Genomic DNA, 25,213 nt, shown 5'->3' on the forward strand with positions numbered 1-25,213 from the left:
ATGATGGCTAAAACGATAGATCAAAAGCAAAATTTCTTGAAAGGAATTGTCAAAGAAAATCCAGTGTTTGTAATGTTGCTGGGAATGTGCCCTACGCTTGGGGTAACTTCATCTGCCTTTAATGGTTTAGGGATGGGTGTTGCTACTTTATTTGTTTTGTTGATGTCAAACACAGTTGTTTCAATGGTAAAAACGCAAATACCAAGTAAAGTGAGAATACCGGCATTTATAATTATTATAGCCTCCTTTGTAACAATAGTTGAGATGGTATTAGAAGCGTATATTCCATTTTTATATGAACAATTAGGAATCTTTATACCATTAATTGTTGTGAATTGTTTGATTTTAGGAAGAGCCGAAGCTTTCGCTTCAAAAAATGATCTGAAATCATCTGTTTTGGATGCTTTGGGTATGGGGCTTGGTTTTGTTATTGCCCTTTCTGCTTTGGGTGCGGTAAGAGAAATTTTAGGAAATGGAAGTCTCTTTGATATGAAATTCGTTTCTGAAGATGCGAATACTTTTATCTTATTTATTTTGCCTCCGGGCGCTTTTATTGCTTTGGCATATTTGGCAATGATATTTAATAAACTAACCGTTAAAACTGTTTAAAATGGATTATATCATTATTCTCATAGCGGCGGTATTTGTCAACAACATTGTACTGTCACAATTTTTAGGAATCTGTCCATTTTTGGGTGTTTCGAATAAAGTCTCTACATCTATTGGTATGTCTGGAGCTGTTTTGTTTGTTATGACCATAGCAACTACGGTAACCTATTTGTTGCATAATTATATTTTGATTCCGGCCGGCTTAGATTATTTGCGCACCATTACATTCATTTTGGTTATCGCTGCTTTGGTTCAGATGGTCGAGATCATATTGAAAAAAGTTAGTCCGCCACTTTATCAGGCTTTGGGTGTATTTCTTCCATTGATAACGACGAATTGTGCGGTTCTTGGTGTGGCTATTCTGGCATTAGGTTTGGAAAATGCTAGTTTGTTGAAAGCGGTTTTCTTTGCCTTTTCTAATTCACTTGGATTCGGTTTAGCGCTTATTGTATTTGCAAGTATTCGCGAATATTTAGAGTTGGCAAATATTCCTGATGGATTGAAAGGCGTACCTATCAATTTACTTGTAGCAGGTTTGCTTTCTCTTGCATTTTTAGGCTTTACAGGTTTAGTTTAGGTTTTAGTTGGTTATAGATAAAATGCCTCAATTGCTTGTTGCATTTGAGGCATTTTAAATTTTTGAAAGATAAGGATTATTTAAATTTTCCTAAACCAGGACCTAACGGACTTTTAAATACAACGCCATTTAAACCACCACAAGGATCATGAGCTATTTCTTTGATTTCTGCTAAATAATAAAAAACATTTCCAATCAATTCATCGTCAGAATTATACCAAGATCCATCCTTTTGATAGGCGTCTAATGGGGGCGCCACATAAGTATATTTATATTTATAGTCGCATGTGTTTCCATTTTCATCCTCATATTCACCAACCACTGTAAATGTTTCCCAAGCCCCTGATCCCTGATAATTTTCAAAACCAAAGTGTCTGTCTAATAGACCATCGCCATCACAATCTTTATTTGACCATCTGGCATCATTCCAACTTTGATGGACTTCAGCCTTTCTATAAGGCCAATAATAGGTCATAATATAGTTATTGTTTAAAATTGTTGGATTTTCGGTTAGATATGCCTCATCATCTCCTTGGTATGGAGGAAATCCGGCAAAACCGAGATATAAATTGGCGTATGTACCTTTAAATTGATGACTTTGGTAATTGTAACCAAATTCGTCAAATCCATTACTGAGAGGTTCACCGGCAAAATAATGGCCTTTTTCATAGAATAAAACGCCATCATTAATTTTTGTACATGTATTTTTTTCAATACTTATCTTTGATAAAATTTGATCATTTCCCGAAAGATCTTCTGTTCCATCGCTACTGCAAGATTGAAAAAATAAGAATATTCCAGATATAAGAAGGAAAATTAAACGAGATAGAATATTTTTCATAGTGTTTTTTTTTTATAAAAGTACATTTTTTAAAATTATGCTAGCAATTTATTCGTAAAAGGGTATAAAAAAAGACCAATAGAATATTTATTGGTCTTTATAGTAGCGGGAACAGGACTCGAACCTGTGACCTTTGGGTTATGAGCCCAACGAGCTACCTACTGCTCTATCCCGCGATATGGACGGCAAAGATACGTAATAAAAATAATAGAAAGCAAGTGTTTTTGAAAATAAAAAAAGCCAGCAAATTATTTTGCTGGCTTTCAATTAAATAAAAATACTAATTAATGATTAGCCGTTCATAGACATCAAAAACTCATCATTATTTTGGGTGTATTTTATCTTTTCACTTACGAATTCCATTGCTTCAATGGGGTTCATATCTGCCAAGAATTTTCTCAAAATCCACATGCGTTGGATCGTGTTTTCGTCAAGCAATAAATCATCTCGTCTTGTACTCGATTTTACGAGGTCAATGGCAGGGAAGATTCTTCTGTTAGAAATATTTCTGTCTAACTGAAGTTCCATATTTCCGGTTCCTTTGAATTCTTCAAAGATTACCTCATCCATTTTTGAACCTGTATCGGTCAATGCCGTAGCTATGATAGAAAGAGACCCTCCATTTTCTATATTTCTGGCAGCACCAAAAAATCTTTTGGGCTTGTGCAGAGCATTCGCATCAATACCTCCAGATAATATTTTTCCTGAGGCAGGCGCTACGGTGTTATAGGCCCTGGCCAAACGCGTAATAGAATCGAGCAAAATCACAACATCATGTCCGCATTCTACCAATCTTTTTGCTTTTTCAAGAACAATATTGGCAACCTTTACATGCTTATCTGCAGATTCGTCAAAAGTGGAAGCTACTACTTCACCTCTAACATTTCGCTGCATATCAGTTACCTCTTCCGGACGTTCGTCTATCAACAAAATAATTTGATACACTTCAGGATGGTTGGCTGCAATGGCATTGGCAATATCCTTCAATAATATTGTTTTCCCTGTTTTTGGTTGAGCTACAATCATACCTCTTTGTCCTTTTCCAATAGGAGAAAAAAGATCAATAATTCTGGTTGATTTGGAACTTCCTTTTTCCGCTAAATTAAATTTTGAGGTAGGAAATAGAGGAGTGAGGTGTTCAAACGAAACGCGGTCTCTTACTATACTCGGATCTAATCCGTTGATAAGAAATACACGAATCAAAGGAAAGTACTTTTCTCCCTCTTTTGGAGGTCTGACATTTCCTCGAACAGTATCGCCTGTTTTTAAACCAAATAATTTAATTTGTGACTGGGATACATAAATATCATCAGGAGATGATAAGTAATTATAATCTGAAGATCTCAAAAAACCATAACCGTCTGGCATAATTTCTAGAACCCCTTCACTTTCTATGATACCATCGAATTCAAAATCAGGATCGCGGTATTTATTTCGACTTTTATAATCTTGATTCTGCTTTTTTTGTTTCTGATCTTTATTGTGGTGCTGGTGCTTTGGTTCTCTGTTGTCGGCCTGATTGGAATTTTGAGATTCTCTGTGGCTCACTGGTTTGTTTTCAGTTTTTTCTGAAGAAGGTTCAGAAGATTTTTTTTCTGAAACTCCTTGTCTTTTTTGATGACGAACGAACTCCTTTGCAACAGGTTTATTAGGCTCATTCATCGGAGCAGAATTCTTTTCTTCCTTTATTTCTAATTCAACTTTTGGCTCATATTCAACTTTTGGCTCTGAAACTTTATTCTGATAAGGTACTTTTTCTTCAGAACCGAGGATTCTTTTCCTTTTCGATTTTGGCTTGATGGATTCCTCTTTTTTAAGGGGTTGCGGATTAGCCGCTTGTAAGTCTAGAATTTGATAAACTAAATCAGTTTTCTTTAATTGTCGGAATTTCGGGACCCCGACACTCTGAGCGATTTCTTGTAATTCTAAAAGCTTTTTGTCTTTGAGCTCTTCGATTTCAAACATCATAAATAAAAGGTGTTAAATAATATATTGAGAAATGAACTACCAGGGGGAGTTTGTTTGAGTATTATAATAATAGTAAAAGAAAAATTGTAAGATGAAGTAAATTACAAAAATTTTCGATTCGATGTGGCAATATTACGAAATAAATTTAAAACAAAATATTTATTTCTTAAAAAGATTGATGTACTTTTGCCGTTTTAAAAGCGAAAATGATTCAAAGAATTCAAACTTTATATTTTCTAATGGCTGCAATTTGTAGCGGAGTTTTGAGTTATATTCTAACAACATATATATATAATGGTGTTGAATTTAAATTAACTGAATTGTTGGTAAGCGAAAATAGTTGGTTTGTTTTAATTGGAGGACTTTTTATTTTGTCGTCCCTTTTATCACTCATCACTGTTTTTTTGTATTCAAATCGAAAAAATCAAATCGTTTTAACGAGAGTTAATATTTTGATCAACTTTTTTTTATTAGGAATTATTGTATACCAATTACTAGCTTTACCTGGAGAAGCTTCGGCAACAGAGAAGGGTATTGGGGCTTTCCTACCTTTATTGATCATTGTTTTGCTATCATTGGCGAACAAGGCCGTTATAAAGGATGAAAGACTTGTAAAATCTGTAGATAGGTTGCGTTAATTCTTAACATCTTAGTTATAGTGTGTGAGCTACTTGAGTAAAATCAAGTAGCTTTTTTTTGATAAAAACTTAACTAACGGTTTTCGGGTATTTTTAAAAATCCTTTTTTCCTCTATTGTGTAACTTATATGTCGGGCCTATATTTGTCATGTAGTTAATAAGTATACGATCATTAAAATATTATTCTCAATAGAGAATTAAAAAAAGGGGGGAGAGAGGAGAGATGTAAACATGAATTTGTTTAAAGCATCTCTCCTAACTCAAAAAAAAGTTCAAAATTACATTGGAAAAAATTGCTATGAATTCCACGAACAATATTTTGAATCCAAATTTTATAGAAGCTTATTTCTTTCAAAGATTCATTTCATTTAAAGTATAAATGAAAAAAGTACAGGGGAGAAAGGAGAGAAGTGAACCTAGTTTCGAAGATTAGCTAAATTACAAATAGCTTCTCTCCTTACTATAAAATTTAAAGGACTTCAAGCGAAATTTCCAACAACACATATACTCAACTGAGTCAAAAATACAGGGGAGAAAGGAGAGGAGTGAACCTAGTTTCGAAGATTAGCTAAATTACAAATAACTTCTCTCCTTACTATTTAACTCTTTTATAAAAAAAGAAATAACCTTCTTGTTGGAAAGTTATTTCTTAAGGGGAAAAAGGAAAAAAGGGAGATAGAGAGAAGTGATAAATAGTTTCAACTTACAAATAACTTCTCTCTAAACTATAATGTAAATATTTAAACTATTAAAAGATAGAAAGTAAAATTAATTAAAAAAAACATAATGACCAAATTTTGTTTGATTAATAATTTTTAAAGTTCTAAAACACACATATGAGATAAATATAAATTTGAATGTTTGATTATTTTTTCTCTACCTTTAAGCCGAATAAATTAGTGGTTTTTAGGTAGAGAATTCATGGTAAATGGGTAGGCTTTAATATACTGTTTTCCGCTATTGACATCATTGTTTGTAGCTAGTATATTTGGTTAGTCAGTTTTACTGATGTTAATCAATTTTACATTCAACTTTAAATTTATTTATTATGAGAAAATTTACATTTATGATTGTTGGTGCCATGGCCCTTATCCTAGCATCATTCACGGTGAACTTTGCCGGAAAAACAACTACTGTTCTAGATGACATTGATGGAACACTTTTAAAATCACCTGCCGTAATTGAAAATAATGACGGACAATTTTCTGTGACTTTTTCAGTAGATCAGAACGTTATTGTTACCAATGCTTTGATCGGAGAATCTAACGAGATCTTCTTATTAGAGAACGGTAGATCTGATGTAGCAAAAACGGTTACTTTAGACCTAGAACCAGTGAATGGAAAAGTAGAAACAGCTTTCAATAATATTTATGAAAGAAATTATGATGTAGCTACTATCGAAGGTTTATCAGTTGCAGCAGAACCAGATAAAAGACCAAGGGGTATTATTATTTGGGAATAACAATAATTTCAAAAATTTTACGTTAGAATAAATCCGGGGCAAACACAGACTCGGATTTTTTTATTGCCCTAACTCGATAAAATTATGAATCAAACAATTACCGTCCACATTGCCGATGACCATCAAATTTTGATAGATGGAATCATTGCCGTATTAAATTTTGAAGAAAATATTGAAGTTGTTGGCTATTCTTTAAACGGTCAGGAAGTATTGGATTGGTTTGAAAAAAGCGATGCGGATGTATTGATTCTGGATATCAATATGCCTGAATTAGACGGAATTGAGGTGTTGAAAGTATTAGAAACAAAATCCGTTAAACCCAAAATTATTGTGCTTTCCAGCTACGATGATGTGAAGTTGGTAAAGGAGGTGCTTCAAATCGGAGCCCAGGGTTTTGTGCCGAAAAAATCTGCCGGTGAACACATTGTTAACGCGATCAATAAGGTTGCCAATGATGAGCAATATTACACAGACGATATCAAAGAAAAAATGATGCAAGCTTTACTCAACAGGCCGGTAAAGGACAAGGGTAGTCAGGATGGCGTGTTAATGACCTCCCTGACCAAACGAGAAAAAGAGATCCTTAAGTTTGTTGCCCAGCAATACAGTACCAGAGAAATTGCAGAAGAGTTGCACATTAGTGAAAGCACCGTAGAGACCCACCGTAAAAATTTAATGAAAAAATTAAAAGTAAAAAATAGTGTTGGTCTAGCTATATTTGCCCTAAAAAATGAAGTTATATAAGACTCGTTTTAGTTATTCACCTTCTAGTACCTTTCATTTAGCATTCTATCGAATTCTTTGTGTTTCAATTTTCATTTTCCAATTACAAATCTTTGCGCAGGAAGAATCAGCTTCGGTTCGATATATTGATAAAAAATTAATCGTAATAGATTCCTTAATAGAAATTGGTCAATATGATAGAGCTTTATCTACTATTAGCAATTTAGAAAATACTTTTTCCTTTAGAAATAGTGAAGTCAAAAAATACGAAGTAGATTTTCGTTATGCTCAGGTACTGTATTTAAGTAATAAAGAAGAAAAGGCTGTTGAACTTTGTTTACGAAACATTGAAAAATTAAGCAATTATAATAATGAGAAAATATATATCGATTATTTAAACTTCTTAACGAAGGTATTTGCGAATTCAGATAATATCGATAAAGCAATTCAATTTAATAAGATTGTTTTAAATATCCCTTTGGTAAAACGAGATACTATAGGGTTTTTAATTGCCCTTAATAGGATGGGGAGTTTTTACTATAAAAAGAGCAATTTAGACAGTGCGAAATATTATTTTAAGCGTGTTATTTATTATCCTGTTAATACCAATACTGAAAATCGAATATCTAACGCATTTAATAACTTGGGCGTTATTGCACAAGTTGAAGATAATTATGATTTAGCAAAAGGATATGCACGTGAAGCCTTAGAAATTAAGGAGAAAGTGAATGACACTGTTGGTGTGGCAATGCTAACAGCAAATTTGGCTAATCTGTATCACTTTCAGGGTGATTTTAAAGAAGCCATTAAAAATTATGATGTAGCTATAACAACTTTGAGGAACGATACGACCTATGAAACGGAATTAATAAGAAGAACCATTTATGATAATTTGGCAATTGCGTATGACTCTCTAGGTAATTTTGATGAGGCATACAACTATCTTCGAAGAAGTTATGTTTTGAATGATAAAATAAATAATAGTAATTTGTCTGAAACCCTTGCTGAGGTGGAAGCCAAGTACAATGTAGAAAGACAAGAGCACGAAACAGAGATTGAAAAGAATAAAGCTTTAAGAGCAAGAATCCTGTTTTATGGGTTGGCTTTTTTAACGTTAATTTCTATTATATTAGGAATCATTTTTTATAAAAACTACAAATTAAAACAACAAAATAAGATTGATCAATTGCAATACGAAACCCAATCAAGGGTGATTAACGCAACCATTGATGCCAAAGAAAAAGAAAGAAGGAAAATTGCAGAAATACTTCATGACAGTGTAAGTGCTTTATTATCCTCGGCCAATTTACACTTGCAGGCTTCTAAACCTCATATGAAAGGAACTGTGCCAGTCGAAATTACCAAAGCACAAGGCATAATTGATGAAGCTGCTGTAAAAATTAGAGATCTTTCACATCAATTGATTTCATCTGTCTTGATGAAATTCGGTTTAGCATATGCGGTTCATGATTTATGTCAGAAATACTCTAATTCAGAATTAGAATTTATAAGTGATGACCATGGAATCAAACGCTATAATCAAAAATTTGAAATCAAAATTTATAATATTATAGAAGAATTGGTCAATAATATTATCAAACACAGTGAGGCAAAAAATGCCTCCATCAGTCTATCAGAAAGAAATGGAAATACCCTGGTCATTCAAATTATTGATGATGGCGAAGGCTTCGATCTAAAAAAAGCAAGAACAAAGGATGGGCTTGGATTGAGTCATATTGAAGCCAGGCTAAAATATATGAATGGCGTTTTTAATATCAATACAAAAAAAGGAGAAGGAACAAGTATCTTTATTTCTGTGCCCATTTTTGCAAAATCGACTTCAGATTCTTTTACCTAGTTCTATGACCTCAAGATTTTTTATATCTCCTTTTTCTATGTCGAACCGCAATAAAGTTCTCACTTGATGAAACCCTGAAATTCCGCACGCCCCAGGATTCATATGTAGCATTTTGTTTTCTTGATCAAATTGTACTTTTAGGATATGAGAATGACCACAAATCATCAATTTGGGTTGGATCTCTTTAAGTAGTTTCTTAACTCGTTCACTGTATCTTTTTGGATAACCCGCAATATGTGTCATCCAAACTTTTACACCTTCCACAGTAAAAATTTGATCTATGGGATATTCCGCTCTCAGATCTTTGTCATCTATATTCCCATAAACAGCTCTTAAAGGTTTGATTTCTTTTATTCTATCAGTAACAATCCTGTTTCCAATATCTCCGGCATGCCAAACTTCATCCGCCATAGCGCAATATTTCAAAATTTTATCGTCTATATAAGCATGGGTATCTGAAAGGAGTAGTATCTTCAATTCGACTAAATTATACAATTAAACTTATCTTTGTCCAGCAAATAAAAATACAGCTTTTGAGATATTTTATTGAGTTTTCTTTTAACGGAACCAAATATCACGGTTGGCAAAGTCAACCAAATGCGCTAAGTGTTCAGGAAATTTTAGAATACGCACTCACTATTTTACTGAAAAATAGAATTTCTGTCGTTGGCTGCGGAAGAACGGATAGCGGAGTGCATGCCGAACAGTTTTTTGCGCATTTTGATTTTGATAGCCCGATGGATTTGGTTGATTTAAAGTATAGGTTGAATGTTTTCTTGCCTCTTGATGTTGCCATTAAATCCATTTTTATAACCGAAAATGATGTCCACGCCAGATTTAGTGCGCTTTCAAGAACGTACCAATACCGGATTTCGTTGACAAAAGATCCTTTTCATCAGGATACATTACTTCAATTTCCTTTTAAGAATTTAGACGTATCTTTGATGAATAAAGCTGCTAAAACGTTATTAAATTATACTGATTTTAAATGTTTTTCTCGATCCAGAACAGATGTAAAAACATTTGATTGCGATATTTCTGAAGCATTTTGGTTACAAAAAGGCGACTTGCTTGTTTTTCAAATCTCCGCAAATCGATTCTTAAGAAATATGGTTAGAGCAATTGTTGGAACCTTGTTGGATATCGGACAAAATAAATTAGCATTGGAGGATTTAGAAAATATAATCAGGAGCGGAGATAGAAGTAGAGCAGGAGCATCAGTAAAGGCGCATGGTCTTTTTTTGACTAAAATTGTGTATCCTTTTAATAGTTATACAACAAATGGAGAAGTCTAAAGAAAAAATATCTGGTAAAATATTCGATTATCAGGTGTTTAAAAAAATAATGGCCTTTGCCAAAAAATATAAACTGGAATTTGCCATTTCGGTTATCTCTGTTCTGCTCTTGGCTATTCTCGGGGCTGTAAACCCACTCTTGATTCAAAAAATAATAGATGTTTATTTGGCCGATAAAAACTGGGAAATGTTACTCAATTTTTCATTGATCATGTTTGCTGTTTTGCTTGGCGAAGTTATTTTTCAGTTTCTGTTTATTTTCTACGCAAATTGGCTCGGACAAAATGTAGTGAATGACATCAGAGTCAAACTTTTTGATGATCTAGTAAAATTCAAAATGAGCTTTTTTAACAAACAGCCAGTAGGTAAGTTAGTTACGAGAGTTGTTTCTGATATTGAAACCATAGAGAGTATTTTTAGTCAGGGACTTTTTACCATCATCAGCGATTTATTAAAAATGTTTGTTATAGCCGGTGTAATGGTTTATATCAATTGGAAATTGGCTTTGATTGTTTTTGCACTTTTACCCATACTAATTTACGCCACAAGATTGTTTCAAAAAGCAATGAAATTTGCTTTTCAAGATGTAAGGGCCCAAGTGGCTAATTTGAATACTTTTGTACAAGAGCGATTAACGGGTATGGCTATCATTCAATTGTTTACAAGAGAAAAGATTGAATATGAAAAGTTTAAAGAAATTAATAATAAGCATAAAAAGGCATGGATAAAAACAGTTTGGTACAACTCCATTTTTTTTCCTGTTGCTGAAGTATTGCCTTCTATTGCTACCGGATTGATTGTTTGGTATGGCGGTTTGCAAGCTATTTCGGATAGTTCCATAAAACCCGGTGCCATTATCAGTTTTATTATGATGATCACTATGTTATTTCGTCCACTAAGACAGATCGCAGATAAATTTACTTCTTTGCAAATGGGTATGGTAGCTGCTGATAGAGTTTTTGATGTACTCGAAAATAACGATGAAGAGTGGGATGAAGGGAAAATTGTAAAGGAAAATATTGAGGGTAAGATCACGATAAAGAATCTTCACTTCAGTTATATCAAAGATGAAGAAGTGATAAAAGGAATTGATATTGAGGTGCTACCCGGTGAAACCGTCGCAATTGTTGGGGCAACCGGAGCGGGTAAATCAACGATTATTAATCTGTTAAATCGGTTTTATGCTGTCAATAAAGGTGTCATTGAAATTGATGATATTCCTATAAATGAGTACAAATTACACGAATTGAGAGAGCATATTGCCGTGGTATTGCAGACCGTCTTTTTATTTTCAGATACGATCTACAATAACATCACTCTTAAAAACCCAAACATTTCCAGAGAGCAGGTAATAAAAGCAGCTAAAGAAATTGGTATCCATGATTTTATCATGAGTTTGCCTAACAATTATGATTATAACGTAAAAGAACGCGGTGTGATGCTTTCCTCAGGACAAAGGCAATTAATTGCTTTTTTAAGAGCATCAGTAAGTAATCCTAGTATTTTGATTTTGGATGAAGCTACCTCATCGATCGATTCTCATTCGGAAATTTTAATTCAAGAAGCTACAGAAAAAATCACCAATAACAGAACTTCTATTGTTATAGCACATAGATTGGCAACCATTAAAAAAGCCGATAAAATTGTTGTGATGGACAAAGGTCTGATTGTAGAACAAGGCACACATGCAGAATTACTCGAAAAAGGGGGTTATTATAGTAAATTGTACAACATTCAGTTTTTGCAGAAAGAAGCGAGTTAATAAGTAAGATCTTCTTTAATGATTTCAGCTAGATCTTCGGCATCTTCGAAGAGCACAAAAACTCCGTTATTCACATACGATATCTGACCGGTTTCCTCAGAAACAATCAAAGCGATAGCATCTGTTCTATTGGTTATTCCCAATGCAGCTCTATGGCGTAAACCAAAATGAGAAGGGATGTCTGCCGAGTTTTCGATAGGTAAAATTACACGGGTCGCTGTAATCATATTCTCCTCAATAATAACGGCACCATCGTGTAACGGACTGTTTTTGTAAAAAATGCTTTTTAAGATAGGTTTGTTTACCAAAATTTGTTGTGGATCTCCGGTTACTTTTACAAAATCTAAACTGTTACTCTTTCCAAAAACAATCAACACACCTATTCTTGCAGCAGACATTTCTTCACAAAATGATACAATTTCATCTACCTCATTGGCCGTTTGAATAAAATCTGATTTAAACAATTTGAGATTTTTTAAAAATCCTTTTTTAGATCCAAAACTTGTAGAGCCTAACATTAACAAAAACTTTCTGATTTCTTGCTGAAAAACAATGATCAATGCAATAAAACCTCCACCTAAAAATTTTCCTAAAATATCACTCAACAACCCCATTTGAAGGGCTTCTGTTAATTTCCAGATCAAGTAGATCATGGCAATTCCTAAAAAAATATTGAATGCCGCTGTACCGCGAATAAGCCTGTAGATATAAAAAAGGAGTACAGCCACCAAGACGATGTCCAGTATATCTAAAAATCGCAGGTTTAAAAAATCGAAAAATTCCAAATTGTCTTGTTTTTGTAAATGTAATAATTATTCTTTTGAGATAATCACCTGACCTTTTCTAGTCGGTACATTGCATTGTTTTAAGGTGGTTAAGACAAATAAATAATCTTCATATAAAGTGTTTTGACAGAATCTTAACTCAATTTCATTTGTATCATTACCTATTTCGACACTGAGCTTAGTTAATTCGTTCAAAGTAATTTTTTGATCTCTATATAAAATTTCATTTCCGCAAACCAATAATATTTGATTTGCCTCCGAAATTGAATCTTGATCTAGCATATAAATAGTATCTGTAAAATCAAAGAGAGAAAATTCTTGATGAAGGGTATCGGCATAGCTAAAATATTGGTGCATCCCCTCAATTTTATGAACAGAGCTGGCATTTACTTTTTCTTGAATTTCTTGTATTGGATTGATAATGTGTTTGAGCCTAAGTTTTTTATCAATATTGAAAATAAGATGTGTATTTGTTATTTTATTTTTACTGTTCACTTTGGCAATCGTATCTGGTCCGTTCAACTCAAGGAAAAACCAAATCTGTGAGGTATTGTATAAGTCAGTTGTACCTTTTACAGATAATTTAGGTAATTCAACAGTCTTCTGGTTGCATGCCAAAAGGGTAAGTAATAACAAAATTAAATAATAACTACGCATTGTATTTTTCGAATATTTTAATGCATTCAACAGCTTCTTTTACATCGTGTACACGCAAAATATTGGCACCATTTGTAAGTGCCAAAGTATTGGCTATGCTCGTAGCGTTTAAAGCTTCTTCCTGATTGATAGCTACTGTTTTATACAACATAGATTTACGCGACAAACCAGCCAGAATAGGTACTTCCAGGATTTTAAACACCGATAATTTCTTTAAAAGTAAGTAGTTCTGTTCTAGGGTTTTTCCAAAGCCAAAACCAACGTCTATAATCAAATCATTTAATTGCAATTCACGTAATTCGACAATTTTTTTCGAGAAGTATAGAATGATGTCCTGAATGATGTCTTCGTAATGCGTAAATTTTTGCATCGTTTGGGGAGATCCCGGCATATGCATCATAATATAAGGTACCTGCAATTCGGCAACAGTTTTAAACATCTTTTCATCCAGATTTCCGGCAGAAATATCATTCACCAAAGCGGCTCCGGCCTCAATTGCTTTTTTCGCGACAGATCCCCTAAAAGTATCGATAGAAATGATCGTTTCCGGAAAATGTTTTAACACTAAGTTTATACCAGATAACACTCGTTTCAACTCTTCTTCTTCTTCGATATGTTTGGCTCCGGGCCTTGAAGAATAACCGCCAATATCTATAAAAGTAGCACCTTCTAACAACATTGTTTCAACTTTTTCTAGAATAGATTTTTCGGAAGAATACTTTCCACCATCATAGAATGAATCTGGCGTTAAATTAAGAATTCCCATTACTCTGGGTTGAGAAAGATCGATTAGTTTTCCTTTACAATTGATGGTTGACATGGTTTCTTATTTCTGACTTGTGCTACGCTTGAAAATTTGATCGACGGGTTTTTGATTTGTTGGTAAAAATAGGGATTAAGATAGTTAATTACCTAAATTTTTATAAATTCGTTTTTTGAATTATTCCTCAATTTACGAGATCCCTTTATGGAAAAGACATCCCAACAGTACGATGCTGTGATTAATGAGTGCAGAGAATTATTTGTCAAAAAAATGAAAGACTATGGTAGTTCGTGGAGGATTCTTCGACTTCCTTCTTTAACGGATCAAATATTTATCAAAGCGCAGAGAATTAGACAATTACAAGAGTCTGGAATAAAAAAGGTAGAAGAAGATGAGGTGTCAGAATTTAAAGGAATTATCAATTATAGTTTGATGGCTTTGATTCAACTCAAAATTGGTGTTGTAGATCAACCCGATTTAGGTTTGGATGATTCTCTAACATTATATGATGAACAAGTAAAAATGACGAAAGCATTAATGGAAAATAAGAATCATGACTATGGTGAGGCTTGGCGAGAAATGCGCTTGAGTTCATTAACTGATCTGATCTTGCAAAAATTATTACGCGTAAAACAAATAGAAAATAACCAAGGAAAAACAATTGCATCTGAGGGCATTGATGCGAATTACCAAGATATGGTAAATTACGCTGTTTTTGCTTTGATATTATTGTCAGAAAATAAATCCTAGATCCCATCATGTTAAACATTCTCACACAAATTATTAGGATACTAGTTGGGATAACTTTTGTTTTTTCAGGTTTTGTTAAGTTAGTAGATCCTATAGGTTCGGCGTATAAGTTTCAGGATTATTTTGCAGAAAATGTATTGAATCTCGAATTCTTGCTTCCTTATACATTACCCTTGGCCGTTTTGTTAATTCTTGCAGAGTTAATGCTCGGCGTAATGTTATTGTTAGGTGTGGCTCCCAAATTTACCGTCTGGAGCTTATTTGCCCTTACCCTTATCTTTTTATTTTTAACATGGTATTCTGCCTATTTTGATAAAGTAACAGATTGTGGTTGTTTCGGAGATGCCGTAACCCTAACACCCTGGGAAACTTTTTATAAGAATGTTATACTCATTATACTTATTATCTACCTTATTTTTAGGTTGTTTGAAATTCAATCTGTCTTAAGTCCGGCATTTGTGAACGGAATGGCCGTAGTAATTTTGTTCATTTGTATGTGGATCATATTTCATGTGTTAAGACACTTGCCTATGATCGATTTCAGACCTTATGCCATTGGAAATAGTATTGTAGAAGGGATGGCTATTCCTGAAGGAGCACCAGAGGCGGTATATGAAGATACCTGGATGTACGAAGTGAATGGTGAGGTAAAGGAATATACTTCAGAAGATAAACCATGGAATATTGAAGGCGCTACCTTCGTTGATAGAAAGACAAAATTAATTAGTGAAGGTTATGTACCTCCCATACATGATTTCACCATGCAAAAGGAAGGCGTAGATATTGCTGAGGATTTATTGAAAGAGGAAAAATTGCTTCTTGTTGTGATGTATAACTTAGACAAGTCTAAAAAAAGGGGACTAAAGAAAGTAAAGGAATTTACCGATAAGGCCATGGAAAAAGGCTATGTAGTTTATGGATTTTCTGCTTCTACCGAAGAAGATTTTAATAAATTGAAAGAAACCTATCATTGGGATTTTGACTTGCTTTTTTGCGACGAAACAACTTTGAAAACAATCATACGCGCTAACCCGGGTATTGTAGAACTAAATAAGGGTACAGTGATTGGTAAGTGGAATTTTAGAGATTTTAACGAAATAAAATTAAGATAGATGAAGGCTGCTCTTCTCGTTTTTTTGGGTGGAGGCTTGGGAAGTGTTTTTCGCTATTTTCTCGGTCTGAAACTTAATAATCTCGAAAGTGGTATTCCATATGGCACTTTTTTAGCAAATATATTAGGCAGTTTAATGATTGGTATTTTTTTTGGCTATTTAACGAAATACGGTACATTAAATGAAAATCACACTTTATTTATAGCCACAGGGTTTTGTGGAGGATTTACAACTTTTTCCACATTTGCTTATGAAAACCATTTATTTTTTAAAGCAAACGATTATTTTACGATGCTACCTTATTTAATACTAACCTTTGCTGTGGGAATTTCAGCTGTATTCTTTGGCATTTATCTCGCCAAATTAATGTAACTATTTGTATTTTTTTACCCCGGCTTCTATATAAGTATTTAAATGGTTTTGTTTTGGTGGAATTGGACAAGAAAACTTACCATTGTAGGCGCAATAAGGATTGTAAGCTCTATTAAAATCAATAATTAATTCATCTCCTTTGGGCACTTTTAAGTCGATGTAACGCCCTCCTTGATAAGTTGTTTTTCCATTGGTTTCGTCGGTAAACGGAAGAAAAATATAATCTTTATCTACGGCAGAATTCATCAAATTTTCGTTTCGATAAATCTCTAAACTGTAGCTGTTCCCATGTAAGATAAAATGTGCTTTGGCAAATAAAACGTAAATAGGAAGTCTATCTGTTGTTGTTTGCATCTTAAAGGGTATAGCATCTTTAATTCTTTCAATTTTTGCCTTCACTACATAGGCTGTGTCAATTGGAAAAAAAGAGAGTTCGGTAAAGTTTGCTAGACCTTCTTTAGTAAGCGGACTCTCAGTTGGATTTTTAAATTCTTCGTTTAATTTTTTTTGAAATTTTTTTATCTCTTTGATGGTACTTTGTTGTGCTTGAATCGTATAAATACAAACAAAAAATAAAAATAAAAAAGCTTTCATATCAATGATTTTATCAAAGATAATAATTTATTGATCATCCAATCATTCCATCCTATCGTGACTAAATAACTGAACGTTTCTTTTCTATCTTTGCGAGATGTTTGACAAACTAATTACACCTTACAAAGGCTTCTCAAAAGAAGTTTGGTTCTTAGCACTAATCACATTTGTGAATAGGGCAGGAGCCATGGTAATACCATTTCTGTCTTTATACCTCACAAAGGATCTCGGCTTTTCTTTAAGCCAGGTTGGCTGGATCATGAGCTGCTTTGGTTTCGGATCATTGCTGGGAGTTTATTTAGGGGGTAAGCTGTCTGATCAAATAGGTTATTATAAAGTGATGTACAGCAGTTTATTATTGAGTGGTCTGGTATTCTTAATTCTCCAGTATTTTCAGAGTTTATTGGCGGTTTGTATCGGTTTTTTTGCACTATCCTTAGTCGCCGATGTTTTTCGACCTGCGCTTTGGGTTGCACTGAGTACACATAGTAGAGAAGAAAATAGAACTCGTTCGGTAACCTTGATCCGTCTGGCCATTAACTTGGGTTTTTCATTGGGTCCGGCACTGGGAGGTTTAATTATTGTGGCAATCGGGTACAAGGGATTGTTTTGGGCAGATGGATTGACTTGTATTATTGCAGGAGTCCTTTTGCTCAAATTGTTGAAACCAAAAAAAACAGCTCCAATAGAAGAGTTACCTCAACGTATAAATCAATCACCTTATCGCGACAAACCCTATCTTTTATTTTGGTTAGGGATGTTTTTGATCGGATTTTGTTTTATGCAATATTTTGCTACTGTACCCTTATACTTTCATGAGGAGTACAATCTTTCTGAAAAACAAATAGGATCTATATTGGCATTAAATGGCTTAATTATTTTTTTGATTGAAATGCCTATCATTCATCACCTGGTCGTTAAAAAAACAGATATGATGAACATGACGATTCTCGGAACTTTGCTTTTACTACTGAGTTTTTTAGTGATGAATTTTCCTTTTTGGATAGGAATTCCTGTTTTGGGGATAGTTTTGATGACCTTAGGAGAAATCTTAAACTTTCCATTTTCCAACACATATGCCTTACAGAGAGCACAAAGAGGAAACAAAGGCGCATACATGGCGCTTTACAGCATGAGTTTTTCTGTTGCTCATATTTTAGGTCCGAATATAGGCATGCAATTGACAGAAAAGTTTGAGTTTAGAACAACATGGATGGTGATGGCAGGACTGTTATTCATCGCCATGGTTCTATTTTTAATAGTCAAAAGACTCGATCAGTTGGCTTTGAAAAATTAGCAGGTACAATTTTCACAGGTACAATTTGAACAAGTGCAATCTCGACAATTTCCATTTTTACAGGCTTCACAAGTACATTCGCATTGTTTCATAATCATCAATTTTAAAGCATAAAGTTAATGATTATTTCTTAGCTGTCAATTTAGCCAGATAATCATAATGTTTGCCTTTTTTTAGCATCGTACAGGAAAGCCCTGCCTTACGGGCATGCTCTTGTAAAGTATCAAAATCTACATACAGCCAATCAAAAGGTCTTCCTTGTTCTAATTTGTAAAACATTTCAAATTCGACCTCACCGTAGTAATGATTGCTTTTTTCGAGGAAATAATTTTCATTTTCAACCATGTATTTTAAATCGGATGAATCTGTAATGATCTGCCCATTTTCTTTGAGCAATGATTTCAAATGAATGAGAAAGTTGGTGAGTTTTGATATTTTACCGCAAATCCCAATGCCATTCATCAAAGCATAAATGGTGTCGTATTTTACTTTTTTTAATGAATAAATATCGCATTGATCAGCCTTTTTTATGCCGCGTAATTTGCATACTTCTATAGCACCTTTAGATGTATCAATGGCATGTACATCAAAACCTTTTTGTTGTAGGTAAAGCGAATGAATCCCGGCTCCACAGCCAATATCAAGAATTTTTCCCTTGGCAAAAGACAAAGCGGTTTGCTCTAAAAGAGGCATTTGGTCAAAGCTTCGAAATAAATGTGCCAGGGGCAATACATCTTCTCCGGAAATAGATGAATAGGTAATGATATCTTCTTTGTGCCGTCCTCTATAAAAATCTAGCATGGCCGAACCCATGATGTCAGGACTATTCTTTTTTGTCAAGACTATTCATTTAAAACATTAAATCTAATTGAGCTCGATGTAAAAACAGTGTGTGTCTGGTTCACAAAATCATTTTCATCTGCCTGAAAAATATTCTCTACAAACGTTTGCGGATTGAGATCGATAAGGGGAAACCAAGTACTTTGCACTTGAATTTGAAGCTTATGCCCTTTTTTAAAAGTATGATATACGTCTTGGAGCTTGATGTGCACTTCTGTGGTCTGATTTGGAACAAAAGGTTTTGGCTGAGAAAAACTATCTCTAAATTTACCCCTCATTACCTCACTGCGCACCATTAAATGATAATTACTCATTTTTAAATGGTCTTGCATTCCTTCATAATCTTCTGCGTCTGGTGGGTGGACATCAATTATTTTTACGACCCAATCAGCATCTGTACCTGTAGTAGCTACATTTAGATCTGCTGTTATATCACCGATAATGGTAAAGTCATCCGACAATACATCGGTCTCATAAATCAGAACATCAGGTCTTCTCGCAGCAAATCTTTGATCATCCGTCATATATTTTCTGGGTGTAAATACGGTTTTTATGTCTTCTGAATAAGGGACAGGTTTTGTGAGATCACTGTAAAATTTAACTTCTTTTAACGCAGGCTTATTTTCTGATAATTCATTCTTTTCATTTAAATAAAAACGCTTTTCAGAAATATTTGTGGGAGGCCAGGAGGTAAAATTACGCCAAACTTTCTTCCCGGAATCAAATACATATGCCTCGGGAAGACCGGTTTCCTTTGAACCCGTGCCTTTCAAAAAATGATCAAAAAATTTAGCTTCTATATGCTTTTGAAAATTCAATGAGATAGAATCGCCAAAATAATAATTACCTACTTTATTGTCGACATTAGTTCTAGACCAACCCCCATGATCCCAGGGGCCAAAAACCAATGTATTATAATTATCTGGGTTATTTGCCTCTATGGTTTTATATGTTTCAAGAGGTCCGTAAAGATCTTCAGCATCGAACAAACCTCCAACCACCATTGTAGCTACGTGTGGTTTGATATTCTTTAAATGTTGAATTATACCCTTGCTCTGCCAAAGGCTATCGTAATTTGGATGTTCTGTGAGTTCTTTCCAAAAAATATCATCTATTTTTTCTTTCCCTTGAATAGCAGCTTGATCTGGTGTTTCATATTGAAAAAAGTGGTTTAAATTTTTTAAAGGACCGGCATCTAAAAAGAATTGATATTGGTCTTTGGTCTTTAGATCGGGCATACTGTACCATGCGGAATCTGTTGGCGTGTCTTTGATCGTACCAAAAAGTGATGTCGCTCTAAAATAACTCAACAAATACGCTCCATTATGGTGAAAATCATCAAAAAAGAAATCTCCAATACAAGCCTGTGGAGAAGCGGCAACCAATGCGGGGTGGGCATCCAAGGTGGCATATGTCGAATAAAATCCGGGATAAGAAATACCCCAAATCCCCACTTTACCATTGTTATTTTTCACATTCTTCACCAACCAATCAATGGTGTCATAGGTGTCGCTGCTCTCATCTATGTCTTTTTCACTTTTTTTGTTAGGAATATAGGCTCTCATATTGTCATAAATACCTTCACTCATCCATCTACCCCTTACATCTTGATATACAACAATGTAGCCATCTTTCATCAAATGCTCATTGGGCCCGATTTTATCTTTAAACTGATCCAATCCATAGGGCTTACAGCTATAAGGTGTTCTTTGCATTAAAATGGGATAAGTTTTTGTTTTGTCTTTAGGGGAATAAATGGAAGTAAATAGTTTAACCCCGTCCCGCATGGTAATAGTTACTTCCTTTTTTGTGTAGTTTTCTTGAACAAAATTTATAGTTTCTGTGGCTGATTTTTTTTCGGTTTTCGTACAATTGACAAAGAACAATGAAAGAAAAACAAGGAGAATTGAAAGTACTTTTCTAAGCATAAATAATGGTTTTATATTTGGGATAATTTATTTAACCTACTCACCAATTTCGCCTAACTGATAACCCTCAACATAAGCAATTTTTATATTGTTTTCATGAAAGACCCTTTTCACGGTTGCATAGGTTTCGCGAACAGTTTCCCAATAATTATCGGGTTCAGCATAGGGCCTGATGGCAATCATGACATTGTGTGTATCGAAATTTTCAATTTCTATGAGGGGTTCAGGGTCTTTTAAGACGGTCGGAATTTCTTTTATCGCCTCCAATAAAAGCTCCTTAACTCTCGGAAAACTTTCTGTATATGGAATGGGAATGGTAACAGCTACTCTTCTTGTACCTATTTCAGAATAGTTTGTAAGTATCGAATCAGTAACTTTTGAATTAGGCACAATGAGTGTATTGAAATCACGTGTGATAATTTTTGTATTAAAGATGCCAATTTCATCTACCCTGCCAAAATTATCTTCAATTTTTATCCAGTCGTTCACTTTGTATGGCTTAAATGATAGTACCAAAATTCCTGAAGCGAAATTTCCTAAACTGCCTTGCAAGGCCATACCTATGGCAAATCCTGCCGCAGCCAAAATGGCAATAAAACCAGTTAGATCTGCTCCAATGATAGCTGCTACGATAAACAATAAACCAATTTTGAGTAGAACATTCAGAACCGAAACAATGAACGGAGAGATGGTTGGAGAAAAATCTGCTTTTTCGAGAACTAATCTCAACATCTCTGTTAATTTGGCAATGATTTTAAGGCCAATCCAAATGATAATTCCTGCCAGAACCAGTTTAGGTATAAAAAAAATGAGTTTTTCTATGGCGATATTCAGGAATTCATAAAGTTTGTCCATCGTGAGAAATTGGTTTAGTTGATCTTTCAAATGTAATATATTACACAAAAATTTTACATATTTCTTCTGTATTGACCTCCAACTTCAAAAAGAGCATGGGTTATTTGGCCCAATGTACAATATTTGGTAGTTTCCATTAATTCTTCAAATAAATTGTGATTATTAACGGCACTTTTCTGGAGTTTTTCAATTTGAATTTGAGTAATTTCTTCTCTAAATTTTTTAAGATTTCCAACTGTTTTAATTTGTTGTTCTTTTTCTATTTCAGTTGCGCGAATCACCTCCTGTGGTAATATGGTAGGTGAACCTTTACTGCTCAAAAAAGTATTTACACCGATGATCGGATAATCACCTGAATGTTTAAGTTCTTCGTAATACAAGCTTTCCTCTTGAATTTTTGAACGCTGATACATGGTCTCCATAGCCCCTAAAACACCGCCTCTTTCTGTAATTCTATCAAACTCGGCATATACCGCCTCTTCAACCAAATCGGTCAATTCTTCAATGATAAAAGCACCTTGTAAAGGATTTTCATTTTTTGCCAAGCCCAATTCGTTATTAATAATCAGTTGTATCGCCATGGCTCTGCGCACCGACTCCTCTGTAGGAGTTGTTATGGCCTCATCGTAGGCATTGGTATGTAAAGAGTTGCAATTGTCATAAATAGCATAAAGGGCTTGTAAGGTAGTTCTGATGTCATTAAAATCAATCTCTTGCGCGTGTAAACTTCTCCCGGAAGTTTGGATATGGTATTTGAGCATTTGAGCTCTTTCGTTGGCTCCATATTTTAGTTTCATCGCTTTTGCCCATAATTTACGCGCAACTCTGCCAATCACAGCATACTCCGGATCTACACCGTTAGAGAAAAAGAATGAAAGGTTTGGGCCGAATTTGTTGATATCCATGCCCCGACTCAAATAATACTCCACATAGGTAAATCCGTTTGAAAGAGTAAAAGCGAGTTGTGAAATGGGATTGGCTCCTGCTTCCGCAATGTGATAACCTGAGATTGAGACAGAATAAAAATTGCGGATATTATTTTCGATAAAATAAGCTTGTACATCGCCCATAATTTTTAGGGCAAATTCGGTAGAGAAGATACAGGTGTTCTGTGCTTGATCCTCTTTTAAAATATCTGCTTGAACAGTTCCTCTTACTTTAGAAATTGTTTCCGCTTTGATTTTTTCATAAATAGGTTGAGGTAAAACTTGATCTCCGGTTGTGCCCAATAAAAATAGTCCCAATCCACTATTTCCAGGTGGTAACTCTCCTTGATAAACAGGTCTTTCTATCCCTTTTTTATGGTATGCTTGAAAGATTTTTTTCTCGATTTCTGTTTCTAGTCCTTGAGCAAAAATATATTTTTCACAGGCTTGATCAATGGCTGTATTCAGGAAAAAACCTAATAACATAGGTGCCGGACCATTGATCGTCATTGAGACCGATGTCAATGGATCACTAAGGTCAAAGCCTGAATACAACTTCTTCATGTCGTCTAAACAGCAAATCGACACACCCGAATTGCCGATTTTCCCGTAAATATCAGGTCTTCGATCAGGGTCATTTCCGTATAAGGTCACACTGTCAAAAGCAGTTGATAACCTCTTTGCTTTAGAATCTTTGCTTACATAATGAAATCTGCGATTGGTTCTTTCTGGTCCACCCTCACCGGCAAACATTCTGGTTGGGTCTTCTTCCGTTCTTTTAAAGGGATAAATTCCTGCGGTAAAGGGGAATTTTCCGGGAAAATTTTCTTGCTGAATCCAAGATAAAATATCTCCCCAAGCTTTAAACCTGGGCACCGAAATTTTAGGGATTTCTATATGTGATAAAGAGGTGGTATGCGTTTTAACTTCAATTTTTTTATCTCTCACCTGAAACGAAAAAACCTTATCGAGGTATCGTTTTTTCTCTTTTTCGAAATTGTAAATTTCTTTCCAATAAGTCTGATTTAATTCGAATTTTAATTTCTGAAAAGTATCATAAAGAACGGTGCAAATCTGTTCAGTTTGACTTTCTTTAATACCTTTTAAAAATTCTTTGTCCAATCCATGTTCATTCAAAGAAATTTCAGAGCCTGTAAAGGTTTGTAGTGTTTGATGGATGCCAAATAACTGATCGGCGATTTTGCTTTGCAATTTTACTTGTTTGTCATAGTTTCGATTGTTTTCTACAATCTCTGACAAATATCGCGTTCTATTAGGTGGAATTATATACTGCTTTTCGCTACTGTCTTCGGTAGTTTTAAGATGAGTATGAAATGCTTTCCCTGTCTTGGCTTCAATCTTTTTTAAAATTTCTACATAGAGATTTTGCGTTCCAGGATCGTTAAATTGTGAAGCAATGGTACCAAAGACTGGCATGTGATCAAAACTTGTTGTCCAAAGCAAGTGATTTCTTTGGTATTGTTTTTTAACATCTCTCAAGGCATCCAATGCACCGCGCTTGTCGAATTTATTTAAAGCGATCACATCTGCATAATCGATCATATCAATTTTTTCGAGCTGGGTTGCGGCACCATATTCCGGTGTCATCACATATAAAGCAACATCAGCAAAATCTAATATTTCGGTATCCGATTGACCTATACCACTAGACTCCAATAAGATTAAATCGAAATTTGCGGCTTTAAGTACATCCAATCCTTCACTTACATTCTTTGATAATGCTAAATTGGATTGACGTGTGGCCATTGAACGCATATAAACCCTGGAATTATTTATGGCATTCATTCTTATTCTGTCTCCTAATAAAGCTCCTCCAGTTTTCCTTTTGGTTGGGTCTACAGAAAGTATAGCGATATGTTTGTCTGGAAAATCATTCAGAAATCTTCTCACTAATTCATCTACCAAGGAAGATTTGCCAGCCCCACCCGTTCCTGTTATTCCTAAAATGGGCGTATCTTTCTTCTTAAATTGAACCTCTGCAGTTTTATATTTTTGAGGATAGTTTTCAGCTAAAGTGATGAGTCTGGCAATGGTCCCTGAAGGATTGTCTCGTAGTGAATTTTCTAAAGACGAATTTATTTGCAAACTGTCCAAAGTAAAATCTGATTGTTTTACTAGATCGTTGATCATTCCTTGAAGTCCCATGACTCTGCCGTCATCTGGCGAATAGATTCGACAGATGCCATAATCCATCAATTCTTTTATTTCATGAGGTAAAATTACACCACCCCCACCACCAAAAATCTTTATCTGCGATGCTTCTTTTTCTTGTAGAAGGTCGTACATATATTTGAAATATTCCATGTGTCCCCCTTGATAGGATGTCATGGCAATGGCATTTGCATCTTCTTGTATCGCCGTATTCACCACTTCCTCTACACTCCTGTCGTGCCCCAAATGAATCACTTCAACCCCTGTGGCTTGAATTATTCTGCGCATGACATTAATTGCGGCGTCATGACCATCAAAAAGGGAAGCAGCAGTAACAATTCTAATTTTATGCTTGGGCTGGTAGGGCTTCATTGTATTCATACTTGAAAATTTAAAAGTGCAATTTACTCAAAATTTGACCATCCTAAA

23 protein-coding genes and 1 tRNA gene are annotated in these 25,213 nt (G+C 34.5%); 12 read left to right on the plus strand and 12 right to left on the minus strand.

The genetic code is table 11. The features are described 5' to 3' along the window. Positions 1–3 precede the first annotated feature (3 nt). A complete protein-coding gene (locus ACFQ39_RS14040; protein WP_377180497.1) occupies positions 4–609 on the plus strand; it encodes an RnfABCDGE type electron transport complex subunit E in 606 nt (201 codons plus the stop codon). A gap of 1 nt (position 610) precedes the next feature. Continuing rightward, on the plus strand, positions 611–1,186 hold the full coding sequence (locus ACFQ39_RS14045) for an electron transport complex protein RnfA (RefSeq protein ID WP_377180086.1): 576 nt from the start codon (positions 611–613) through the stop codon (positions 1,184–1,186). Between the two features lie 76 nt (positions 1,187–1,262). Here the strand turns inward: ACFQ39_RS14045 and ACFQ39_RS14050 are convergent, their stop codons facing one another. The 3 genes from ACFQ39_RS14050 to rho all read right to left on the minus strand — a co-directional run bounded on the left by ACFQ39_RS14050 (position 1,263) and on the right by rho (position 3,992). Beyond that, the gene (locus ACFQ39_RS14050; RefSeq protein ID WP_377180088.1) at positions 1,263–2,027 is read right to left on the minus strand and encodes a hypothetical protein; all 765 of its coding nucleotides are present in this window, start codon (positions 2,025–2,027) and stop codon (positions 1,263–1,265) included. A gap of 103 nt (positions 2,028–2,130) precedes the next feature. Further along, positions 2,131–2,203, minus strand: a tRNA-Met gene (locus ACFQ39_RS14055). Between the two features lie 115 nt (positions 2,204–2,318). After that, complete coding sequence (rho, locus tag ACFQ39_RS14060) at positions 2,319–3,992, minus strand: transcription termination factor Rho (RefSeq protein WP_377180499.1); 1,674 nt, start codon at positions 3,990–3,992, stop codon at positions 2,319–2,321. A gap of 209 nt (positions 3,993–4,201) precedes the next feature. Here rho and ACFQ39_RS14065 point away from each other — a divergent pair, with 209 nt between their 5' ends. The 4 genes from ACFQ39_RS14065 (at position 4,202) to ACFQ39_RS14080 (ending at position 8,676) form a co-directional block, all read left to right on the plus strand. Then, on the plus strand, positions 4,202–4,633 hold the full coding sequence (locus ACFQ39_RS14065; protein WP_377180090.1) for a DUF4293 domain-containing protein: 432 nt from the start codon (positions 4,202–4,204) through the stop codon (positions 4,631–4,633). Positions 4,634–5,681: 1,048 nt separating this feature from the next. Beyond that, on the plus strand, positions 5,682–6,095 hold the full coding sequence (locus ACFQ39_RS14070) for a hypothetical protein (protein WP_377180092.1): 414 nt from the start codon (positions 5,682–5,684) through the stop codon (positions 6,093–6,095). 84 nt (positions 6,096–6,179) lie between these two features. Next, positions 6,180–6,839: a response regulator gene (locus ACFQ39_RS14075; protein ID WP_377180094.1), complete on the plus strand. Its 660-nt coding sequence runs from the start codon at positions 6,180–6,182 to the stop codon at positions 6,837–6,839. After that, positions 6,826–8,676: a tetratricopeptide repeat-containing sensor histidine kinase gene (locus ACFQ39_RS14080; protein WP_377180096.1), complete on the plus strand. Its 1,851-nt coding sequence runs from the start codon at positions 6,826–6,828 to the stop codon at positions 8,674–8,676. The genes ACFQ39_RS14075 and ACFQ39_RS14080 overlap by 14 nt, the downstream gene beginning before the upstream one ends. Here ACFQ39_RS14080 and ACFQ39_RS14085 read toward each other — a convergent pair. After that, a complete protein-coding gene (locus tag ACFQ39_RS14085; RefSeq protein ID WP_377180098.1) occupies positions 8,659–9,153 on the minus strand; it encodes a metallophosphoesterase family protein in 495 nt (164 codons plus the stop codon). The two genes, ACFQ39_RS14080 and ACFQ39_RS14085, sit on opposite strands and share 18 nt — an antisense overlap. 56 nt (positions 9,154–9,209) lie before the next feature. On the opposite strand from ACFQ39_RS14085, the gene truA reads away from it, so the two are divergent. Together truA and ACFQ39_RS14095 are read left to right on the plus strand one after the other, a co-directional pair. Continuing rightward, positions 9,210–9,971, plus strand: a complete 762-nt coding sequence (truA, locus tag ACFQ39_RS14090) for a tRNA pseudouridine(38-40) synthase TruA (RefSeq protein ID WP_377180100.1) — start codon at positions 9,210–9,212, stop codon at positions 9,969–9,971. Then, a complete protein-coding gene (locus ACFQ39_RS14095; protein WP_377180102.1) occupies positions 9,958–11,733 on the plus strand; it encodes an ABC transporter ATP-binding protein in 1,776 nt (591 codons plus the stop codon). Before truA ends, ACFQ39_RS14095 begins: the two co-directional genes overlap by 14 nt. Here the strand turns inward: ACFQ39_RS14095 and ACFQ39_RS14100 are convergent. The 3 genes from ACFQ39_RS14100 to folP are packed head-to-tail and all read right to left on the minus strand — an operon-like array spanning position 11,730 to position 13,995. Further along, entirely contained in the window at positions 11,730–12,518 is a 789-nt protein-coding gene (locus ACFQ39_RS14100; protein ID WP_377180104.1) for a diadenylate cyclase, read from the minus strand. The two genes, ACFQ39_RS14095 and ACFQ39_RS14100, sit on opposite strands and share 4 nt — an antisense overlap. Positions 12,519–12,545: 27 nt before the next feature. Further along, positions 12,546–13,175, minus strand: coding sequence for a hypothetical protein (locus tag ACFQ39_RS14105; RefSeq protein ID WP_377180106.1), 630 nt, complete (start codon positions 13,173–13,175; stop codon positions 12,546–12,548). Further along, entirely contained in the window at positions 13,168–13,995 is an 828-nt protein-coding gene (folP, locus tag ACFQ39_RS14110) for a dihydropteroate synthase (protein ID WP_377180108.1), read from the minus strand. Before folP ends, ACFQ39_RS14105 begins: the two co-directional genes overlap by 8 nt. A 147-nt stretch (positions 13,996–14,142) precedes the next feature. Here folP and ACFQ39_RS14115 point away from each other — a divergent pair, with 147 nt between their 5' ends. From ACFQ39_RS14115 to crcB, 3 genes are read left to right on the plus strand one after another with little or no spacing between them, the layout of a single operon-like run. Next, positions 14,143–14,688, plus strand: coding sequence for a DUF1599 domain-containing protein (locus ACFQ39_RS14115; RefSeq protein WP_377180111.1), 546 nt, complete (start codon positions 14,143–14,145; stop codon positions 14,686–14,688). Between the two features lie 8 nt (positions 14,689–14,696). Continuing rightward, positions 14,697–15,800 (plus strand): BT_3928 family protein, encoded by a 1,104-nt coding sequence (locus ACFQ39_RS14120; RefSeq protein ID WP_377180113.1) that lies wholly within the window; start codon positions 14,697–14,699, stop codon positions 15,798–15,800. Continuing rightward, complete coding sequence (crcB, locus tag ACFQ39_RS14125; protein WP_377180115.1) at positions 15,801–16,172, plus strand: fluoride efflux transporter CrcB; 372 nt, start codon at positions 15,801–15,803, stop codon at positions 16,170–16,172. It abuts the gene before it with no gap. Here crcB and ACFQ39_RS14130 read toward each other — a convergent pair whose 3' ends face one another. After that, on the minus strand, positions 16,173–16,766 hold the full coding sequence (locus ACFQ39_RS14130; RefSeq protein ID WP_377180117.1) for a DUF1684 domain-containing protein: 594 nt from the start codon (positions 16,764–16,766) through the stop codon (positions 16,173–16,175). A 97-nt stretch (positions 16,767–16,863) separates the two neighbouring features. Here ACFQ39_RS14130 and ACFQ39_RS14135 point away from each other — a divergent pair, with 97 nt between their 5' ends. Beyond that, positions 16,864–18,063, plus strand: a complete 1,200-nt coding sequence (locus ACFQ39_RS14135) for an MFS transporter (protein WP_377180119.1) — start codon at positions 16,864–16,866, stop codon at positions 18,061–18,063. Between the two features lie 123 nt (positions 18,064–18,186). On the opposite strand, the gene ACFQ39_RS14140 is transcribed toward ACFQ39_RS14135, so the two are convergent. The 4 genes from ACFQ39_RS14140 to ACFQ39_RS14155 are packed head-to-tail and all read right to left on the minus strand — an operon-like array spanning position 18,187 to position 25,165. Continuing rightward, a complete protein-coding gene (locus tag ACFQ39_RS14140; protein WP_377180121.1) occupies positions 18,187–18,903 on the minus strand; it encodes a class I SAM-dependent methyltransferase in 717 nt (238 codons plus the stop codon). A 2-nt stretch (positions 18,904–18,905) separates the two neighbouring features. Next, positions 18,906–20,831, minus strand: coding sequence for a CocE/NonD family hydrolase (locus ACFQ39_RS14145; RefSeq protein ID WP_377180123.1), 1,926 nt, complete (start codon positions 20,829–20,831; stop codon positions 18,906–18,908). A gap of 36 nt (positions 20,832–20,867) precedes the next feature. Further along, positions 20,868–21,686, minus strand: coding sequence for a mechanosensitive ion channel family protein (locus ACFQ39_RS14150; protein ID WP_377180125.1), 819 nt, complete (start codon positions 21,684–21,686; stop codon positions 20,868–20,870). Positions 21,687–21,739: 53 nt separating this feature from the next. Then, on the minus strand, positions 21,740–25,165 hold the full coding sequence (locus ACFQ39_RS14155) for a methylmalonyl-CoA mutase family protein (RefSeq protein WP_377180127.1): 3,426 nt from the start codon (positions 25,163–25,165) through the stop codon (positions 21,740–21,742). Between the last annotated feature and the right edge of the window lie 48 nt (positions 25,166–25,213).

This window comes from Namhaeicola litoreus (assembly GCF_042679565.1).
Lineage (GTDB): Bacteria > Bacteroidota > Bacteroidia > Flavobacteriales > Flavobacteriaceae > Namhaeicola > Namhaeicola litoreus.

Bases quoted from the DNA above. Each gene is read 5' to 3' on its own strand.
- ACFQ39_RS14040 (WP_377180497.1), top strand. From the start codon at position 4: ATGGCTAAAACGATAGATCAAAAGCAAAATTTCTTGAAAGGAATTGTC.
- ACFQ39_RS14045 (WP_377180086.1), top strand. From the start codon at position 611: ATGGATTATATCATTATTCTCATAGCGGCGGTATTTGTCAACAACATT.
- ACFQ39_RS14050 (WP_377180088.1), bottom strand. From the start codon at position 2,027: ATGAAAAATATTCTATCTCGTTTAATTTTCCTTCTTATATCTGGAATA.
- rho (WP_377180499.1), bottom strand. From the start codon at position 3,992: ATGTTTGAAATCGAAGAGCTCAAAGACAAAAAGCTTTTAGAATTACAA.
- ACFQ39_RS14065 (WP_377180090.1), top strand. From the start codon at position 4,202: ATGATTCAAAGAATTCAAACTTTATATTTTCTAATGGCTGCAATTTGT.
- ACFQ39_RS14070 (WP_377180092.1), top strand. From the start codon at position 5,682: ATGAGAAAATTTACATTTATGATTGTTGGTGCCATGGCCCTTATCCTA.
- ACFQ39_RS14075 (WP_377180094.1), top strand. From the start codon at position 6,180: ATGAATCAAACAATTACCGTCCACATTGCCGATGACCATCAAATTTTG.
- ACFQ39_RS14080 (WP_377180096.1), top strand. From the start codon at position 6,826: ATGAAGTTATATAAGACTCGTTTTAGTTATTCACCTTCTAGTACCTTT.
- ACFQ39_RS14095 (WP_377180102.1), top strand. From the start codon at position 9,958: ATGGAGAAGTCTAAAGAAAAAATATCTGGTAAAATATTCGATTATCAG.
- ACFQ39_RS14105 (WP_377180106.1), bottom strand. From the start codon at position 13,175: ATGCGTAGTTATTATTTAATTTTGTTATTACTTACCCTTTTGGCATGC.
- folP (WP_377180108.1), bottom strand. From the start codon at position 13,995: ATGTCAACCATCAATTGTAAAGGAAAACTAATCGATCTTTCTCAACCC.
- ACFQ39_RS14115 (WP_377180111.1), top strand. From the start codon at position 14,143: ATGGAAAAGACATCCCAACAGTACGATGCTGTGATTAATGAGTGCAGA.
- ACFQ39_RS14120 (WP_377180113.1), top strand. From the start codon at position 14,697: ATGTTAAACATTCTCACACAAATTATTAGGATACTAGTTGGGATAACT.
- crcB (WP_377180115.1), top strand. From the start codon at position 15,801: ATGAAGGCTGCTCTTCTCGTTTTTTTGGGTGGAGGCTTGGGAAGTGTT.
- ACFQ39_RS14130 (WP_377180117.1), bottom strand. From the start codon at position 16,766: ATGAAAGCTTTTTTATTTTTATTTTTTGTTTGTATTTATACGATTCAA.
- ACFQ39_RS14135 (WP_377180119.1), top strand. From the start codon at position 16,864: ATGTTTGACAAACTAATTACACCTTACAAAGGCTTCTCAAAAGAAGTT.
- ACFQ39_RS14145 (WP_377180123.1), bottom strand. From the start codon at position 20,831: ATGCTTAGAAAAGTACTTTCAATTCTCCTTGTTTTTCTTTCATTGTTC.
- ACFQ39_RS14150 (WP_377180125.1), bottom strand. From the start codon at position 21,686: ATGGACAAACTTTATGAATTCCTGAATATCGCCATAGAAAAACTCATT.
- ACFQ39_RS14155 (WP_377180127.1), bottom strand. From the start codon at position 25,165: ATGAATACAATGAAGCCCTACCAGCCCAAGCATAAAATTAGAATTGTT.